Genomic DNA, 18,719 nt, shown 5'->3' with positions numbered 1-18,719 from the left:
AAATATCATGATAACATGAAATGGGTTTACAAAAATGAGAATAAGTGCATTAAAATTTGTCTTAATGGTTCTTGTTTTGTAATGATGTTTACCTGTTCCTTACATCCTTTAAAATCTAAAGACAAAAATGAAAATCGTTCATTGATGCTTCGCTCGATACCATCGTTTTTTAGAAGATAAATCATGCATTCAATAAATTCGTGTTCATTAAGGGTCAAATCAACATAGCGGCGATATAAATTATCGATAAAATCGCAAAAACTGCGCACTGCTGCACTGACACTCTGAGCATCTCTTGTATTTTTTTTACCTGACTTGGCTAGAAACATATCGGATTCGGCTTGCAGTAATTTCAATTGTGCGTGAACCGTACTGACTCCAAAACGCTTCCGCTGCCTTTTCTTTTTTTCAGCTTCAGCTAAAGGCTCATACCATTCATGATCCTTGTTATCTCGATAATAGGTAATGAAATTTTTATCGGCACTCATTGATTGTTGCGCATAGGCTTCTTGAGATAGAACACACTGAGAATCAAAAATATCACCCAAATGTTCCGCTGCATAATGTGAAACACTTTTTCCACCATGACCATCATAAATTCCGATTAAAAAGGGGGAAGACTGAGAAAGTGTTTGTACGGCAATTGAAACATTATCACTTGAGCCCAATGCAAGCGCTTCATTAACGAGCATTTTTGCCAGTTGATGCTCCTGCTGCTTGCTGGCAAACGGTACCTTAGTTAAACAATTAAAAAGCCAATGTTCATGCTCTTTCTGGGTCTGTGAGGCTAAAGGTTCTGTAAAACCATCACACGTCATAATGATTTGCACCTTCCCTACGTTTGCTTCCAGAATTTCCAGTTGTTCATAAATTTTATCAAGCGGGTTAATGTCGATACTCGCATCAGCACAAACGACCTGAGCATTAAAATTAAAATCTCCTAACGCTCGTGATACTGCCAACTGACCGTTGATGCGATCAAAAAAAACGATGCCACCAGCTCTTTTAATACGTTCTAATTCGACGCCAGGATGGTGAATGATACTATTTAAACGGAACACTCCTGCCAATTTTTCCTGTGTGTCATAAACCACGACAAAAGAAAGAGAATCCGCTAAAGTTGCAGTGATTAAAGTTCTTTGACCATCGTACACCGTTGTCGATGCCGTGCTACCACCATAAATTAAGGACTGACCTAAATGGTTAACCAGGTGATAACTTGTCCACAAACGACGACCAATATCTTGGGGAGTAAGCCAATTAAAATGATCTGGGGTGTACCAACTTGCAAAGGCAGCATCCTCTTGGCTTGGACGAGCCCCCATAGTCTCGTATAAACCAAAACCATAGGCTTTTACTCGTTCGCAGACAATCTCTTTATCATGAGGCAGTGATGTAATTTGATGAATGCGCGTCATGCTTGTTCCTCATCAATATCTCCCTGTAGAACTATAGCATAAAGAAACCATACCCCAATTTGACGTGAACCCAAGCCCCCGCACCGTGCTCTATCGCGGAGATCTCTCGCTGCGCTCGAGGTGATGGGGATAGCCCCTATTCTTCAAAAGCTTCTTCTCTTAATTCTTTTAAGTAACCGCAATCAATCAAATAATCAAGGTATTTATTAAATAGAGTTGCATCTATTTTTTCGCAGTAAATCCCATGATTGGCCAACTGATTTTTAGTATAAGTACAATCAATTTTCGCTTTATTGTTGTGGAGATATAAATCGAATAATGAACGGTCTTTCTGTGCCAATTTTTCGGTGAAAAAGGGGCGAAGAGGAGAAAATGAATGATTAAGATGGCTACTATGGTGTTGAATCATTTGTTCCCAATCAGGATAGGCGATCTCCTTTATCTTAAAACCTTTTGCTTGAATATATCCAAATAATTGCGCTACCTCGACTTCGTGTGGATTTATTAAGTGATACGTATCAGCGTGATAGGGTTTTTCCATGGTAAAATGAGTAATTGCCTTGGCCACATAATCGACAGGGACAAAATTGAAGCGCACATCAAGAGTAGGCCTCGCCTCCAATTCGATACAACCTTTGAGTATCCGACATACTACATCTTCATGGTTCCAGTATCCCGTTTGGCTTTCCCCAGTGATCAGGCTTGGTCGGTAGACTATCGTTGGAATATTGTAGCTACGAGCGTGAACGACCAACCGCTCTGCCAACCATTTTGTTTGATTATAACCGCCATAAATTCCGTCTTCAGGTGTAAGCTCCGATTGTTCGCAAATCACTACATCCTCTGCCAAATCAGCGGACATAAAATAACCTACGGTGGAAATATAATGTAATGCCTTCAACCTTTTATAACCCGCTAATTTGATGAGTTGTTTCGTGCCAAGGACATTACTCGCCATCAATTTTTGATAAGGATAGATAAAGTTAAGTACCGCAGCTCCATGAATAATAAGATCGACCGTATCGGCCAAATATTCCCAATCCTGTCTGAAAAGGCCTAAGTTGTTTTTTTCCAAATTACCTAATACGACTTTAATCCGCTCATGAAAAACTGAATCCCATAGGCCATAATCCTCCATGTTTTTAATCACACGGCTCATTCCTGCAGCGAGGGAATTGGCTTGAACAAGGCAAGTAATGCGCCAGTTGGTATGGGTCAATAACTCTCGCAGTAAATAAGCGCCTAAAAAGCCTGTTGCCCCGGTTATTAATACATGTTGGGGCATGGATTTGGACGAACTAGTGATGTGCGGGACGATGTTTTTATATTGATGAAACTCTGCGGCTAGATCGACTGAGGTCAGCTCAAGCCTTCTTTCTGTTTTTCCCGTATGCAATAAGTCTATAATGTCGCACAGACAAGGATCCGCAAGTAAAAATTCAATGGATATGTCTTTACCCGAGTGGGTTGAAAGGGTCTCATGCAACTGGGCCAGCTTTACAGAGTTCAATCCTAACTCACTTAATTTTTTTTCTTTATCTAAGACCGTAAGATCATTATTAAAGATCGAGTTGAGCCGCTGGGTAATCTCTGAACCGGTAACCTCCTTGACCTGTTCCTTTGCTTCATGCGAAACAATCTTATCAATACAGAGAAAATCTAAATCCTCTTCCAAATATTTTTTCTTACATAATAGACGTTGCGTTTTTCCACTAGTTGTTTTAGGAACTGAATTACGACCAACAAGCGCGACAACATCGGCATCAATCCCATGTTTTTGCAGTAGGGTGCTGCGTAGGGTTCTGATGATTTCTTCAAAGTTCGGTGCCTGAACGTTCTTTTTAATTTCTTGGACAATAACCAATAACTCACGCTCATGTTCTTCTATCGAAAAAATAGCACAACAATGCTCGCGCAAATCAGGGTGGCATCTATGAACAGTATCTTCCAAATCATGCGGGTAAAAATTACATCCGCGAATGATAATCAGGTCGTTCAGACGTCCTGTGACATACAGCGACCCCTCATCCAGATAACCCAAGTCCCCTGTGCGTAAAAAAGAAGGCTCCCTATTCTCAATTCGCGCATTAAAAGAACGGCTTGTTTCCTCAGGTGCTTGCCAATAACCTTGGGCAACACTCGCCCCTGCCACCCAGATTTCACCAACCACTTTTTCAGGACATTCTTGTAAGGTCTCTGGATTAACAATGGCAAGAGTACAACGATCAATGACCTGTCCACAGTTTATCAAACTACGCGCATCAGGATGTGTTTCATCACAATAAATTACTTTGCCTTGATTTAATGTGTTCTTATCGACCCATTGACTTCTTATTCCTTGTTTGCGTCTTCCTCCTGTAACCATCAATGTCGATTCGGCAAGTCCGTAACACGGATAAAAAAACTCAGGCGAAAATCCACACGATGCAAAACGTTGAATAAAGCGATCAATCGTTGCTTTGCGAATCGGCTCTGCTCCGCTCATGACAAAGTGCAAGCGGCTTAAATCCAATCGACTTTTTTCTTCTTCAGTGATTTCACTGGCACATAAATCATAAGCAAAATTGGGGGCTACCGTTGCCGTAGCGCGATAGTGCGATAGGGTTTCTAACCAAATTGCCGGACGTTGTAAAAAAGTCAACGGCGACATAAGTTTGGCAGGGATGGTACTGAAAACTGGTTGTAATATCCCCCCAATAAGTCCCATATCATGAAAATGAGGTAACCAAGAAACACTAATGTCTTCTTCAGTCAGCTGAGTAGCTTTTTTGATTACAAACAAATTATGCAGCAAATTACCATGACTGATCATGACTCCTTTAGGTTTCCCAGTGGACCCTGAAGTGTATTGTAAAAAAGCGAGGTGGTTTTCTGTAAGTGATGGAGAATGCCATGTATCCGTTGCATTCATCCAATCTTCTACCGTGATAAACCGTATGGCTTCATAATTTCCATATTTGCCCTTTAGTTTCTTGATTTGCTGCACAAACTCTTTAGTGGTTAAAACAACATGAGCTCCTGAGTTTTTAATAATATGTTGGAGCTTTTCAGTCCAATCTTTGGTAGTCGGAGAATAAGAAGGCACAGCAATGGTCCCGGCATACAAACAACCAAAAAAAGCAGCAATAAAATCCAAACCCGGTGGATAAATAATTAATACACGATCACCAGGCTTTGCTTCTTCAAATAAAATACTTGCTATTTTTCTTGCTTGCCCTGCCAACTCGCGATACGTCAGACTCTTGTTTTCCTGTATTTTTCTGTCTATGAACGTATAGAGCGGGAAATCTGGTTTGTTTTCTGCTTTTTTTTCCAGTAAATCGACCAAACTTGTATAACCTTCCCCCATACCCAACCCCTAAGAACTGCTTGTAAAATTTTTTGGAAGTGCTGTCTAAGTACATAAAAACTCTTTTAGGCAATTTATTATGGAATATCTATTTGAAAAGTACAGCGATCTCAGACAAACTAAAAAAATTTTAAACGACGGTAGGATTAATTGAATGTTTCATTTTATAGTTAAAGCCATTTTGAAAATAAAAGAAGCCAGCATTTATTCTTTTGCGGGTTTAAAAGCAGCCTTTCAAGACGAATTTGCTTTCCGCCTTGAATTGTACGTTGGCATTATAGCCATCCCTACAGCGTTTTTTGTAGGAAAAACATCTGTTGAACGGGCTTTATTAATTAGTACCTTACTCATAGTATGGGTAGCTGAATTATTGAATTCAGCGGTAGAAACCACATTAAATCGAATTGATCGCGCCTGGAACCCTTTAACTAAAAAAGCCAAAGATCTGGGTTCAGCAGCGGTTTTTATTACGATTGTTAACGCACTTGTGGTGTGGCTCTTCATTATAATCTCTCGGTTTTAAGGCTAGCTCATTAGTGAGAGAATGCCGGTTGGTCCTTGGCCCAACAGCATATTGCTGCGCAATAACCCATAAAGAATTGTCGGCCAAGGCGACCTACGGGGCTCCAACTCCTGCGTGCTTAATGCGTAAAGGTTGTTGTGCTTTGGATAAATTGAACGATTTCATCCAATTGCTCTCTGGCACAATACTCTGCTTCCTCTTTTTCCGGATCAATTTGAGCAAGCTTTTGATAAAATTTCTCTATATTCTGATGTCGACCTTTACCAAGAATCTTGGAATGGCTGAAAAAGTAGAACAATCCTGGTTCAATCTTTGTCTGACCAATTTGTTTCAATTGTTCCAATTGTTCTAAAGGGGATAGTTGAGAACACAAAATTCTGGCAATTTTTCTCATTCCCGTGCTGTTGGTATTAATAAATTTCTTTGCTAGCTGTTTGCCCTCTACAATGCTCCAAGCGCAGTTATTAGGGCGTGTCCTCAATTTAAAGCTATTAATTGAACAGATTTGTCGATTTGTAAATTCTTTTTGTTCATCATTACACCAATTTCTCATTTCAATTTAAGCCAAATTATCGAACATGCTAAAAAAAGCATCGATTTGAAGTTTCGTGCCAATTTTTCAAAGCGCGTAGCAATACTTCGAAAGTGTTTCAATCGAGCAAAAAGATTCTCCACCAAATGGCGTAATTTATACAAAGATGAATCAAACTCTGGGTTAGGTTTTTTACTGTTTGTTTTCCGAGGAATAACAGGGTTCATTCCCGCACTTCTGGCCTCTTCTCGAATATCCTCCGAGTCATAACCTTTATCGCCTATGAAATGATCTGCTGAGCCCACTTTTTCTATTATTTTACATGCAACTTGGGAGTCGTGGACTTGACCCCCAGTGATTTCAAAATCGATCGGATTTCCATGCGCATCGGCTGCAATATGAATCTTTGTAGTAGCTCCACCTCTAGACTTACCAATGGCTCGCTCTTCTCCAAGCCGAGATCCACTCGCATGCTGGTGAGCGCGGACGTAACTTCCATCGGTGAATACCCATTCCGTATCAATTTCGCCTCGTACATCAAAAAAAAATCTGCCCATAATCCTTTTGCAGCCCACCGATTGAAGCGATTATAAGCTGTTTTCCATGGACATAATTCTTTCGGAATATCGCGCCATGGCGCTCCTGTGCGTAGTTTCCATAAAATGGCCTCCATAACACTACGATCATTATTCCATTTATGGCAGCCGTGAAATCGCATTGTCTTTTCAAGTTGTATCCATATCTCATCAGTGAGTATTTGTCTTGGCATATGTGCCCCTAATTTTTTGCAAAATAGTCGCACATCAGGAGTAAAAGTCTACAGGATTTTAATTGTTTTTTTGATTTAAATTAAGACAAAATAAATGGTTGGTGGAATGATGAACAAAAAGAATTTACAAATCGATAAATCTGTTCAATTAATGGCTTTAAATTGAGGACACGCCCTAAAACTATCCATCGCTTTCTTAAATTTCAAGTTTTCCTTCTGCAACATGTAAATCACTTTTTCCACATTAGGATAAGGATTATCTTGATCTTCAAAATCAGCCCTTCGATTTTCTTTAATTAATCTTTTCGCCAATTCATAATGAGATTGAGGTAAAGCAAATCTTGAAATTTCTATATAAATATCCGCTCTTTTTTGGAGCATCCCTCGATTAAATGTGTGATTCAAGATGTTATTTTCATAAAGTGGGTTCACTCCAAATGGAACTAATTCATGTTTTGACACTAACAAGTTCATTTTCTGATGGTAGCCTTCAAATTCCTTAAAGCATTCAACCATCTTCGCCCAATTATCACTAAAATTTTTATAGGTATCCATCCTGGCGGGGAGAGTAATAAGGAATTTATTGACTTCATCAATCCTCGGGCGGTCTGCAGGTTTTTTACTTTGTAAACGATAGAGTAATGTTTTTATGTCTTCAAGAAGGTAAGGATCAATTTCGGATACATCATAACCAGTAAAAAGACCATCTAGACAATAAGTTGCTGAGGCTAATTCGTACAACGTTGCCGCCGACTCTTTATTTTTTAAAATATCTTTAGCCCCAAAGATCTCGGCTAATATGGCTGCGAAAGCATACATATCGGATTCATAAGTGCTGCCCTCACCAAGAAGTACCTCCGGGGCCATATAAGCAGGAGTTCCTGAAGGTTTTAGGTTATTCTTTGAATCAATATCTTCGGCCAAACCAAAATCAATAAATATGATCTGAAATTGTCCATGAGACAATTTTTTATAACAGATGTTAGCGGGCTTAAGATCGCGGTGCACCACGCCTTTTTGTTGTAATAAAAGCATTTCACTGGCTATCCTGGCCGCGACTTCCAAGCGAAACTGAAAAGAATAATTGCAGCTGGGCCTAAAGGGCAATAGCTTATCCAGGCTAGTCCCACAATCTTCAAGGATGGTAATGACCCTGTCTTTTGCCCCAACAACACCAATAACATTGACCCCATGCTTTTTTTGTCTTAATGCTTCTTTTTCTGTCCTTTTCAATAGCTCTGCATAGAAAGTTTCCTTCGATGGTCTTTGTATTTTGACCACATCGCTAACCGGGACAAGTTGCGCTTGATAATGCTTCTTTTTAGGGTCATGCGTCACCACGATTTTATATTTTGATTCATGAACCGAACCAAAACCGCCCTTCCCTCTGTGGGTGTTAGCAACAATATGCCATTGATTTTTACCGGAGAGAACTAAACTGTGGCTAAAAGAAAATGGGGGGCACTCTCAAAGAGACTTAATTTTGATTTTGATTTTATTGGCACAAGACTATCTAGGGGCGAGGCAAAAAAATTGATGTCCTCTTTTTGCTTAAATAAAAATTTAGCAACTTTTTCATCCAGAAAAATAGGTTGTTTCTTAGTATCCCATATTTCGTCAAAATCAATGTACTTCATCGGTTCATAACGCTAAAACAAAAATAGGATACCCATAGTATCAGCTTATTTCTTATTAATAAAAAAAAATTTAAATGCACTTACGAGAATTTTCAATTCGGGTTAATATACGCGTTTATTACAGCAGCCGTTTACCAATTAAACCCAACATGTCCAAACCAATAAATCATACAAAACGCGTCTCTTATGTTGTTCCAGTTTACAATGAAGAAGCAGGAATAGCCGAATTTATTACGGCATTAACTGATACCCTAAAAAAACTGGGTTACGCGTATGAAATACTTATTGTGGATGATGGCAGCCAGGACAATACGCCAGTAGTTATTCAACAATTAAGAACACAATTTCCGCTCCGCTGCATTCGTTTTAGTAGAAATTTTGGCAAGGAAAATGCCATCAGTGCCGGGCTTGACTATGCCCAAGGCGATGCCGTGATTCTAATGGATGCTGACTTCCAACATCCGCTGGAACTTCTAAGCCAATTTCTTGCTAAATGGGAAGAGGGCTATGATATGGTCTACGCTGTGCGTCAAAATCGTGCTAATGAATCTTGGTTAAAAAGAACCTGTGCCAAAGCATTCTATCAACTGACTTCACGAATCAATCGGATTAATATCCCTGCAAATGCCGGAGATTTCAGACTTTTGGATCGCAAGATCGTGAAAGCACTACAAAAATTACCTGAGCGAAATCGTTTTATGAAGGGCTTATACAGCTGGGTTGGATTTAAGCAAGTTGCTATTCCTTTTGAAGTACAACCTCGAAAGACAGGTACTTCACAATGGAATTTTTACTCGCTTTTGGACTTGGCAATTACAGGAATTACTTCATTTACTGCATTTCCATTACGAATGATTGCTATTGGTGGAATTAGCGTTGCAACCCTTGCAATATTTTATGGGATTTGGATTATTATCAGCACCCTGATATTTGGTATAGAAACTCCTGGTTGGGCAACCATAGTCACAACAATTACCTTTTTTGGCGGCTTACAACTTTTTGCCTTGGGCGTAGTGGGGGAATACATAGGCCGTGTTTTTGACGAAGTCAAACATAGACCCCATTACATTATTGATGAGGAATCCAGCTTTGATGACAGCTCAACTTAAATTAAGGTATCGACTGATTTATTTTGCGGCAATTGGTGGCTCTGCGGCTTTAATCCACCTCTTTGTTGTATTCAATTTAGTGAATTTCATGCAAATCCAAGCGCTCACCGCCAATGTTTTTGCCTTTTTAATTGCCTTTAATGTCAGTTTCTTAGGACATAAATATCTTACTTTTGCTCGACTGCATGATGAAAAAATTTTAAGTTTACCCCATTTTTTTTTGGTAGCCGCTTCTGCGGGAATCATTAATGAAATGCTTTACTTCTTGCTTCTACGTTATACGACTTTAAATTACTTGTTTGCTTTATTTCTGGTTTTGGGATTGGTTTCAGTGTATAGCTTTACGATATCTCGATTTTGGGCCTGCCGTTAGATTAATGACGGCCCCTTATTCCCTACCCCCATCATCCCGAATGCAACGCGGGCTCTCCTATCGTAACACGGCGCTACAGCATGGAAATCCCTCGCTATGCTGGGATGACAACCCCTCCCACAAATGGGAAGAGGAGCTTCCTAACTTAGGATTTAAATCTCAACCTCACTTTGCTCAAGCACAACTTCATTTTCTCCTCGAATGCATTGAATTTTCCTTTTTTTTACATCAAACACATATTGTAATCTGCAAAATTCCCTTGGATTAGAAAGTACATTCGGATTAAAAACCACGAGATTAACTCCTTGTGGCTGTCTCGCGGAGGGAACAATTAACAATGGATGTCCTTCTTGAGCTACTCTTCTCCCTATTTCTTGGCATGGTGTGTAATTGTTTGGATCAATTAACCAGGGGAATTCTTCTTTCTTTTCAGTAAGGTCAAGCCCTAAACCCTGACAATAAATTTTCGCCACTCTCCTATCAATGATGACGGTCTCTTGGTTTTGAAAAATATCCCAGGAATCTTTAATTTCCTGAACAAAATGATATCGTGTTTCATAAATGGTTGTATTTAATGTTTCTGAACCATACCAGCAAGCCATTGAACCATCGCTATAACGAGAGCTTGTTATGTTTTCAAATGGATAATCAATAAAATCATTTTTACTGTAATCAAATGCACGTTGAATTAAAGATTGGTGGGTTAATACCGGATGAGTATGACTTTCTATCGTATTTGCTGCTTCCCAATTGAGAGGGTCATTACTGAGATCATCAAATAAATCTTGAGATACTTTTATTCCTCTTATATTTCTAAAAATATCTTGTGAGTATTCCCTGACAGTATCAAATAAAGACACGTTTACTGGCCTCGCAAAAAATCAGTAAGGCGTCTTATTTGAGCAATGCCAATATAACCTTGCTCCAGCATCACATCCAAAGGGCGAAGATTATGAAGCTTTTGATTTCTTCCTTTTATCCATTGATAGACTAATTCTCGATTGTATGGATAGAGAATTCTCAAATTTTTATGAATCCCTAAAAGATTGCCCACTCGCTCCATTGTATCTCTACCCGATATATGAGCCGTTCCCTTCTTAAATTTAGCTAGTTGTGCAGGGCTTATGCCGCCTAACAATTCACACTCTTCTTCATTTTTTAATTGCCAATGCTTAAAAAGGGCAATAACGTTCTGAGTATTACGTTTTAAAACGTCTTCACTTAAATCTTGTGATGTATTAAACGGTGCTAAATGTAAATGATTCATGCTTATTACCTCTATTTATAGATAATAATAGTATATAAATAGATTTTTTACAATAAATCGAGTAAAGAAAGATAAATACACTCAAATGAGTACCCTGCTGTAAAAGAGACTCAGCATCAAATTGAATCGATTGATAGGCGTTTTTTAGTTGCGATTAAGAGACCGGATAAAAGCCATTCACGACTTCTACAGGCTCACGAATAATGAGACGTTTCCCAACCATTTCTTTTACTTGAGGTAATACCGCATCCACTTTTTCCGGTGTATCAACGAATTGCACCACTAAAGGAAGATTGCTACCTATATCAACCAATGAGGTTGATACAACAGGGCTTTTTAGGGTAAATCCGGCAATTGCGCGCAACACAGTTCCACCTGCAATTCCCTGTTTATCCAGCATACTTAAAAGTTCAAGGTGTAGGGGACGATGTTGCCATTTGTCTCCTTCGTTAATATAAATAGAAACTTTTACATGACTCATATTAGATTGTCCGAGCGAGCACTACGCCCGCAATAGCTGCTGCTAGTGATAAAACATTATTGCAAATAATATTTAGTGCAGCAAGGGCGTAATCACTCTGTTCCAGCAACACATAGCTTTCATAACTGAAACTTGAAAATGTTGTATAACCGCCACAAAATCCAACTGCAACAAACAAACGCCATCTTGGATCAACCTCTACCCGCTCTAAAGTCCAGGTCATAAAAAAACCCAGGATAAAACTTCCTGTAAGATTCACAATAAATGTTCCAAAAGGAATACCTGCAGATAAATATTTAACGGAAAAACGGTTCACTAAATAACGCAAATTCGCACCAATGATCGCGCCACAAGAGATCCAAAAAAAATTATTCAAGGTATTCTTCCTTTTTTTAAACGACTCCAAAGTATCTAAAAGGGATAATACATAAAAAAAAAAGACGAGTAAATTTAACCTCGAACCTGTTTACAATCCCTGTCATCCACGCACGATGAGAAAGTTCCTGGGCTATAGTCCCCACTTGCGATGAAAGATCCCTCGCTACACCTGGGATGACAGGGAGAATGCATGTTCATCTTGGGCTAAATGAACCTGAAATTCATCACAATCTTTTAAAAATTCTTCGCTTAAAAAATAATTAAATTCATTTAAACGCGCCGGGGATATAGGATCAGTAGGACTCACTTTATCTGCTGGATGACACATAATTAATGTGTTGTCCTTCATTAAAGCCATCCACTTTCTGAACATCTCTCTATAATTAGCATCAGGTGCAAAATCATAAATGCCCGAGAAGTAACGATTATGTGGGATGCCTAAATGTATCAGTTGCTTCAGTAATGCCTTACCTCCTGTAAACTCCAATACTTTTGCTTTAAATCGACTTTGCGGCACATTAATGGACGGCCAAGTGGCGCGAACAAAAGTTCCATAATTTTTCAATCTTTGTTCATAAAGATCCAAAATGACTTTTCGTATCACAGGAAATTGATGCACATGCTGGTGGCCATCAATAAAATCAGGGGGTTGTTGCATGATATTTATAAATTGATCCAATTGAGCTAAAAACTCTTTTGCAATAAAAGATAATTTCAGCGCGTGCAGATGCGACTTAATCAACAATTCATGTAATGTAAAAGATAATTGTTCTGGGATGGATGCTAAATAACCTTCAGTCAAATTAAAATGCAAACCAATTTGGATGTGCTTACATTTTTTTAAGGAGAGTAGCTCTTTGGCATAAGGAATAAAACTCGGCATATTCACCATGCAACTTACAGCAGACAGACGCCCCATATGGACTAATTTTAAAATGCCTTCCGAAATTCCGGAGTCCAAACCAAAGTCATCTGCACATAGAACAATAGTTTTCGAATCAATCACAATCAAGCGCCAATACTTTGTAGCAAAAGCATATGATATATCATTTTAACTATAATATTGTAGCCTGAGTGCGCCAGAGAAGAATCCGAAACGTGTGTATGCTAGGACAGCATGATCTCATGCTTATATGCTCACCAACCTGGCACAAATTGTTCGGCACGTCAAATTAAGGTCGTTAAATTTTTTATCTTAAAGCTGCTTCTGACTGTGTTTTTACAGGAAAAAAACGAGCGCCCAAAATATTGATGCACAAGCCACCAATCACTAACAATCCTGCAGCGAGCTTCCACAGTTGGAACGGTTCATCTAATACGAAAACCGAACTAATCATTGCCACAATCAGCACCAATAATGTAAAGGGCGCGACCATTCCCACTGGATAACGAGCAATGAGCCAGTTCCAAACCCCATAACCTATCCAGGTCGAAGCAAAAACAATATAAAACAATGATAATGTACCCCGCCAACTGATATGTTCGTAGGTATAAACAAAACTGGATGCGCCCTCAAATATCAAAGAAAAAAGAAACATCGGGATGCAGGCAACAAAACTCCCCCAGACAATAATTGCCATCATGTTGTTGTTACTGCCTTTAATTTTCTTGGTGATCAGATTGCCTAAGCCCCATGTTGCGGCAGCTGCAAGAATAAAAATAAAACCAAGCAAAGAGATATCACTGTCAAAATGCATCGCAACCAAACCAATCCCCGTAAAAGCAACCAGGGCACCTATAATCTGGCCTAGATTGGGCTGTTCGCCCAAAAAAATTACTGCGAAAAACATGCTAAAAAATACCTGCGTTTGCATGAGTAACGAGGCCATTCCAGCAGGCATACCAACATTCATACCGATAAATAGGAAGGCGAATTGCAGGGCAAACATGACAAAGCCATATAAAACAATCTCTTTAAATGACGCATAAGGTATTTTGACAAAAAAAACAGCCGGCACGCTGGCAAATAAAAAACGTAGCGCGCAGAGTAGCAGAGGTGAAATTTCTTCCAGTCCAAAGGAAACAAAAAGAAAATTTACCCCCCAAATCAAAACGACTAAAAGCGCCAATAAAAGATGTGTAATGGGCATCATCAGTGCTCCAATAAAAATCTTATTTTAGCCTAAAGTCTGTTACAAAGCTATTTAAACAGTTTATTTTTTGGCCAGCCTAGTGGTTAAAATAAAGAAAAGATTTGATCGCAATTAAGTGGTTGCATACAGCAATCAGGATAAATTTAATTTCTATTTTCTAATCACCACGTTACACTGCACTTTCTTTTTAAAATAGTGTTTAAAAGGCCTGTTGAGAAGCAATATAATCGCCTTCATCCTGAGTACAATAGAGGATGAGGAGATACCCGCGGTGCATCGTCCAGGCTATATTCCTCTACTTTTTATGGCTTAAATTATGAAAGAAATTATTCTCGCTACCAGCAATTCCGGTAAAATTAAAGAATTACGCGATTTATTAGCACCAATAGAATGTATCCCACAAACCGATTTAGGTGTTACTGATGCCATAGAAAATGGCTTAAGCTTTATTGAAAATGCACTAATTAAAGCACGTCATGCCAGTTTTCATACAGGAAAACCTGCTTTAGCGGATGATTCGGGCTTAGTAGTACCGGCCTTAAATGGCGAACCGGGTATTTATTCTGCTCGCTATGCCGGCGATAATGCAACTGATGTGGAAAACATCCATTTACTCTTGGAAAAAATGGCTCATATTCCCTCACAACAGAGGGAAGCTTGGTTTTATTGTGCCATAGCAGTAGTTCAGCATGCCAATGATCCAACACCAATCATCGCCACAGGACTATGGAAAGGGATGATCCACACTCACGCTGTTGGCGACAGTGGATTTGGTTATGATCCCATTTTTTATATTCCTGACTTTCAATGCACAGTAGCTCAATTACCTGCTAAAATTAAAAATAATATCAGTCACCGCGCACAAGCATTAAAGCAACTGCGTACTCTAATTAAGAATTGATGATGGACACTGATGCACTCTTTGCGCAAGCATATAAGTTCCAATATGAAGGTCATTTGCCACAAGCCATTAGCCTTTATGAGCAAATCCTGTTACAAGAACCTAAGCATCTCAATACGTTACACTTTTTAGGGCTTACTTATGCTCAGTTAGGGGATATGGATAATGCCATTCTCTATCTGTTACAAGCACTCTCGTTAAATCCTGAGAATGCAAGTTTGCTTAATAACATAGCGAACGCGTACAAAAAACTACACCGCCTGGATAGGGCAATTGAATATTATCAACAGGCCATAAAACTGAAACCGGATTATGCTCAAGCTCATAATAACTTGGCCACGGTCTATGCATTACAACATAATTATCCTCAAGCGCTATTACATTATACCCGAGCAGTTCATGCTGAACCTGATTTTAGTGCCGCACATTTTAATTTAGGCTTATTATTGCTGCAAAATAATCAATTGGATGCAGCCAAAACCCAATTTAATAATGTAGTCTCCTTAAATCCTTTTCATACTGAAGCCTTGTTTTATCTCGGTGTTTTACATCTGGAAAAAAATGCGCTCGCCGAAGCAGAAGAGGCATTTCAAAACGTTTTAGAGCAAGACAGTAAGCAAATAGAAGCGCTGTCCAACTTAGGAGTGATCGCTTTAAAAAGGCAGCAAAACCAATTGGCAATTGATTATTTTAGTAAGGCATTAGCCTTGGACAATGAGAACATCGAGGCACGCAATAACTTAGCTGCGACCTTTATGCATCATGACCGTTTTGAGAATGCACTCATGCATTATGACGTATTACTGCAAAAAGAACCGGATAATGTTGAATATTTATACAATTCCGGCGTAGCACAAATGGCTTTAGGCCATTTAAATGAAGCCATTATTCTTTTTGATCACATACTTGAGTTAGATAGCACTCATACCTCCTCTCTCAACAATCTGGCTGCGATTTATCTTAAATTGGAACAAAAAGTTAAAGCCAGAGAATATCTAGAACGTGCTCTGAAGATTAATCCCGAAGATACAATAAGCGCCCATATGCTCTATGCCCTTACCGGCAATAAACAAGCAACAACGACTCCTGAGTATGCCCATAATTTATTTAATAACTACGCGCTTTATTACGATCAACACATGAAAGGCACGTTAAACTACTCCATCCCACAGCACATAGCACGTGTAATCCACCAATTAGAATTACCTGCAAACACCCATACCTTAGATTTAGGCTGTGGAACCGGTTTAACCGGGATTGTTCTTCGTGAAGTGAGTAAACACCTAACCGGCGTTGATATTTCTGAAAAAATGCTGGCCCAAGCTAAGGCAAAGGAAATCTATGACAATTTGGTAGAAGCGGAACTCAATCAATTTCTACAGCAAAACAAGGCAACCTATAATTTGATTATCGCCGCCGATGTCCTACCCTATTTTGGTGAGCTCGATACGCTATTTCATACGATTCATCAACATCTGAAATCCAAAGGCTATTTTATTTTTACTACGGAAATCAGCTTGGAGAATCCGTGGTCGCTTGAAACAAGTGCTCGTTTCAGTCATCATTCGGACTACATCAAAAAATTAGTAGAACAAAATCGGTTCCAATTCGTAAAACAGGAAAAAATTCCTGCACGCATACAAGAACAACGCGTTCTGGAGGTGATGCTTTATATTTTAACAATTTGAATAATTTTAAGCAATTAAACAAAATAATACATATACTATATTATATAAGGAATGGGAAAGTGACTCTACCACTTTTATAGAGAGCAAGGAGCTTATATGTCGAAGCCCATCAATGCACATAAATTTGTCGAGGCACCACAACTAACTTCCGACGAACAACATGAAATCAATCGGAAAATTGATTTTGAAACCGCAAAATCATTTCACAGCATGGTTAAACTTGGCGCTTTTGCCAATATTTGCGGTGCCTTTCTTTATGTTCTTGCTATCTATAATACAACCCAACCTGTATTGATCATTTCTTGGTATCTTCTTTTGGTGATTGCCAATTTACTCAATGTATTATGGGCTCTCCGCTTTGAATACAAACATATAAGCCGTCAAGAAATTCTTAAGTGTCGAAAAGGTTTTCTCTACATCGTCATTTTAATATGTCTGATATGGAGCAGCATTGGCATTGTGTTTATGGATGATGGAATGCATCAACAGATGACCACCATTATCTTTTTATCTGCAGTTTTGATTTGTTTTTCGTTCTCGACAGCAATTGATTTAACCATGGGAATTGCCAGCATTGTTTGTTTGCTTAGCCCTACAATTTTATATCATTCTTATATAACCATTAGTGCATTTCATTCTGAAGCGGGTAATATCAGTATGTCCATTACTGGCTCATTTGTGATGCTTGGAATCTTTATGCTCATTGCCTGCTTTGTAGGCAATAGAATCATTTTAAAATTATTTCGTTTGGGTTATGAAAATGCCTTATTGAGCCATAAACTGGAAAACTTGAATGCTCTTTTGGAACAACGGGTCAAAGAGCGCACCGAAGCGTTAGAAAAGTCATTAAAATTAGTGACCTACCAAGCAACGCATGATTTATTAACCGATTTACCTAATGAACGTTTTCTTTATGAACACATAAATAATGTAGCCGAACGAGCCGTTAAAGATCATCATAAATTTGCCATTGCCTGCTTTTCATTAAACAATATGATGAAAATTAATGACAGTATCGGCCATCACGCATCAGCCACAATTATTCATCGTATTGCCCAACGGTTTAGTCAACTTGCAGAAAAAAACACTAAATATTTCTTTTCATTATTACGTAAAGATGTATTTGTTATTCTCATTGATCCAATCATCGACATACTGGAAATAGAAGAATGTACTCAGGATTTATTTATTGTATTAGATAATCCTGTCTATGTAGCACAACAAGAATTGAATTTAACTGCAAGTATTGGTATCAGTGTATTTCCCGATGATGGCCGGGATGTAGACACACTGATTACGCATGCAGAAGCGGCACGCACCCTTGCCACAGAGCGCGGCGGCAATAGTGTCCGTGTTTATAATACGATCATAACTGCAGATGCTACGAGACAATTAAACATTGAAAATCAACTCTATCGGGCGATTGAAAACAATGAGTTAATTCTAAATTACCAACCATTCATTGACTTACGAACAGGGACTGTTTGTGGCGCAGAAGCCTTAGTGCGTTGGAATAATCCCGTGTTAGGGTTGCTTTCCCCAATGGAGTTTATCCCCTTAGCAGAAACAAACGGCATGATTCTTCCTATTGGTGAATGGGTATTAAGCACTGCTTGCCAACAATTGAAAAAATGGCATAACAGTGGATTTAAATTGATTCTGTCCGTTAATTTGTCAGCGAAGCAGTTGGTGCAACAGGATCTGGTCGAGCATATTGCACAAATTTTAGCGGATCAGAAACTGTCTCCCAAGTACCTTGAGTTAGAACTCACGGAGTCCAATGCATTTCAAAATGAAGCCATTCCAATTATTAATAAATTTACAGAAATGGGTATTTCCTTAGCCATTGATGACTTTGGTACAGGTTACTCAGAGTTTGGTAATCTTAAGCTCTTTAAAGTCAATAAAATAAAAATTGATAAAACATTTATTCAAGATATTGACGTGAGTATTGATAGTAGAAATATCGTTAGCAACACCATTGCCTTGGCACATAGGATGAATATTGATTGCTTGGCAGAAGGGGTAGAAACCCTAGAGCAAATTAAATTCTTAAAAGAAAATGGATGTTACATCATGCAAGGTTATTACTTCAGTCAACCACTGGATGTCAAAGATTTTTCTGAGTTTTTAAAAACGCACTACAAAAACAGCTACGAGGCACTAACGAATTGGTGAAGCTAATGCATCCAATCAGTTCT

The 18,719-nt window shown here is 38.8% G+C and carries 17 protein-coding genes; 6 read left to right on the top strand and 11 right to left on the bottom strand.

Features of this window, described 5'->3' with window-relative positions:
* Positions 1-26: 26 nt before the first annotated feature.
* Positions 27-1,418 carry a PP2C family serine/threonine-protein phosphatase gene (locus OQJ26_RS07270; RefSeq protein ID WP_265703205.1) on the bottom strand — a complete coding sequence of 464 codons (1,392 nt, stop codon included), beginning with the start codon at positions 1,416-1,418 and terminating at the stop codon, positions 27-29.
* A gap of 136 nt (positions 1,419-1,554) precedes the next feature.
* Complete coding sequence (locus OQJ26_RS07265) at positions 1,555-4,767, bottom strand: thioester reductase domain-containing protein (protein WP_265703204.1); 3,213 nt, start codon at positions 4,765-4,767, stop codon at positions 1,555-1,557.
* A gap of 154 nt (positions 4,768-4,921) precedes the next feature.
* Here OQJ26_RS07265 and OQJ26_RS07260 point away from each other — a divergent pair, with 154 nt between their 5' ends.
* Positions 4,922-5,290, top strand: coding sequence for a diacylglycerol kinase (locus OQJ26_RS07260; protein ID WP_265703203.1), 369 nt, complete (start codon positions 4,922-4,924; stop codon positions 5,288-5,290).
* A 118-nt stretch (positions 5,291-5,408) separates the two neighbouring features.
* On the opposite strand, the gene OQJ26_RS07255 is transcribed toward OQJ26_RS07260, so the two are convergent.
* The 3 genes from OQJ26_RS07255 to OQJ26_RS07245 all read right to left on the bottom strand — a co-directional run bounded on the left by OQJ26_RS07255 (position 5,409) and on the right by OQJ26_RS07245 (position 7,929).
* Positions 5,409-5,684: a hypothetical protein gene (locus tag OQJ26_RS07255; protein ID WP_265703202.1), complete on the bottom strand. Its 276-nt coding sequence runs from the start codon at positions 5,682-5,684 to the stop codon at positions 5,409-5,411.
* Between the two features lie 155 nt (positions 5,685-5,839).
* Positions 5,840-6,591, bottom strand: a protein-coding gene (locus OQJ26_RS07250) for an IS5 family transposase (protein WP_416209942.1) whose coding sequence is annotated in 2 segments (ribosomal slippage) — positions 5,840-6,390 and positions 6,390-6,591 — 753 coding nt in all. Because the reading frame shifts where the segments join, the coding sequence is not laid out codon by codon here.
* Between the two features lie 144 nt (positions 6,592-6,735).
* Positions 6,736-7,929 carry a protein kinase domain-containing protein gene (locus tag OQJ26_RS07245; protein ID WP_265703201.1) on the bottom strand — a complete coding sequence of 398 codons (1,194 nt, stop codon included), beginning with the start codon at positions 7,927-7,929 and terminating at the stop codon, positions 6,736-6,738.
* Between the two features lie 448 nt (positions 7,930-8,377).
* On the opposite strand from OQJ26_RS07245, the gene OQJ26_RS07240 reads away from it, so the two are divergent.
* Positions 8,378-9,337, top strand: a complete 960-nt coding sequence (locus tag OQJ26_RS07240) for a glycosyltransferase family 2 protein (RefSeq protein ID WP_265703269.1) — start codon at positions 8,378-8,380, stop codon at positions 9,335-9,337.
* Entirely contained in the window at positions 9,321-9,710 is a 390-nt protein-coding gene (locus OQJ26_RS07235; protein WP_265703200.1) for a GtrA family protein, read from the top strand. Before OQJ26_RS07240 ends, OQJ26_RS07235 begins: the two co-directional genes overlap by 17 nt.
* 152 nt (positions 9,711-9,862) lie before the next feature.
* Here the strand turns inward: OQJ26_RS07235 and OQJ26_RS07230 are convergent, their stop codons facing one another.
* The 6 genes from OQJ26_RS07230 to OQJ26_RS07205 all read right to left on the bottom strand — a co-directional run bounded on the left by OQJ26_RS07230 (position 9,863) and on the right by OQJ26_RS07205 (position 13,926).
* Complete coding sequence (locus OQJ26_RS07230; protein ID WP_265703199.1) at positions 9,863-10,570, bottom strand: RES family NAD+ phosphorylase; 708 nt, start codon at positions 10,568-10,570, stop codon at positions 9,863-9,865.
* A gap of 2 nt (positions 10,571-10,572) precedes the next feature.
* Positions 10,573-10,977, bottom strand: coding sequence for a hypothetical protein (locus tag OQJ26_RS07225; protein ID WP_028380824.1), 405 nt, complete (start codon positions 10,975-10,977; stop codon positions 10,573-10,575).
* A 154-nt stretch (positions 10,978-11,131) separates the two neighbouring features.
* Positions 11,132-11,458, bottom strand: a complete 327-nt coding sequence (locus tag OQJ26_RS07220) for a DUF190 domain-containing protein (protein ID WP_265703198.1) — start codon at positions 11,456-11,458, stop codon at positions 11,132-11,134.
* Between the two features lies 1 nt (position 11,459).
* Positions 11,460-11,834 carry a fluoride efflux transporter CrcB gene (gene crcB, locus OQJ26_RS07215; protein WP_265703196.1) on the bottom strand — a complete coding sequence of 125 codons (375 nt, stop codon included), beginning with the start codon at positions 11,832-11,834 and terminating at the stop codon, positions 11,460-11,462.
* Between the two features lie 165 nt (positions 11,835-11,999).
* Positions 12,000-12,842 (bottom strand): ChbG/HpnK family deacetylase, encoded by an 843-nt coding sequence (locus OQJ26_RS07210; RefSeq protein ID WP_265703195.1) that lies wholly within the window; start codon positions 12,840-12,842, stop codon positions 12,000-12,002.
* Between the two features lie 184 nt (positions 12,843-13,026).
* Entirely contained in the window at positions 13,027-13,926 is a 900-nt protein-coding gene (locus OQJ26_RS07205) for an EamA family transporter (RefSeq protein ID WP_265703268.1), read from the bottom strand.
* Between the two features lie 319 nt (positions 13,927-14,245).
* Here OQJ26_RS07205 and rdgB point away from each other — a divergent pair, with 319 nt between their 5' ends.
* The 3 genes from rdgB (at position 14,246) to OQJ26_RS07190 (ending at position 18,696) form a co-directional block, all read left to right on the top strand.
* Complete coding sequence (gene rdgB, locus OQJ26_RS07200; protein ID WP_265703194.1) at positions 14,246-14,830, top strand: RdgB/HAM1 family non-canonical purine NTP pyrophosphatase; 585 nt, start codon at positions 14,246-14,248, stop codon at positions 14,828-14,830.
* 2 nt (positions 14,831-14,832) lie between these two features.
* A complete protein-coding gene (locus OQJ26_RS07195; RefSeq protein WP_265703267.1) occupies positions 14,833-16,518 on the top strand; it encodes a tetratricopeptide repeat protein in 1,686 nt (561 codons plus the stop codon).
* Positions 16,519-16,614: 96 nt separating this feature from the next.
* Positions 16,615-18,696: a putative bifunctional diguanylate cyclase/phosphodiesterase gene (locus OQJ26_RS07190; protein ID WP_265703193.1), complete on the top strand. Its 2,082-nt coding sequence runs from the start codon at positions 16,615-16,617 to the stop codon at positions 18,694-18,696.
* Positions 18,697-18,719 lie beyond the last annotated feature (23 nt).

The sequence above is a fragment of the Legionella sheltonii genome (assembly GCF_026191355.1).
GTDB lineage: Bacteria > Pseudomonadota > Gammaproteobacteria > Legionellales > Legionellaceae > Legionella > Legionella sheltonii.
This window is presented reverse-complemented; position numbering and strand designations above follow the sequence as displayed.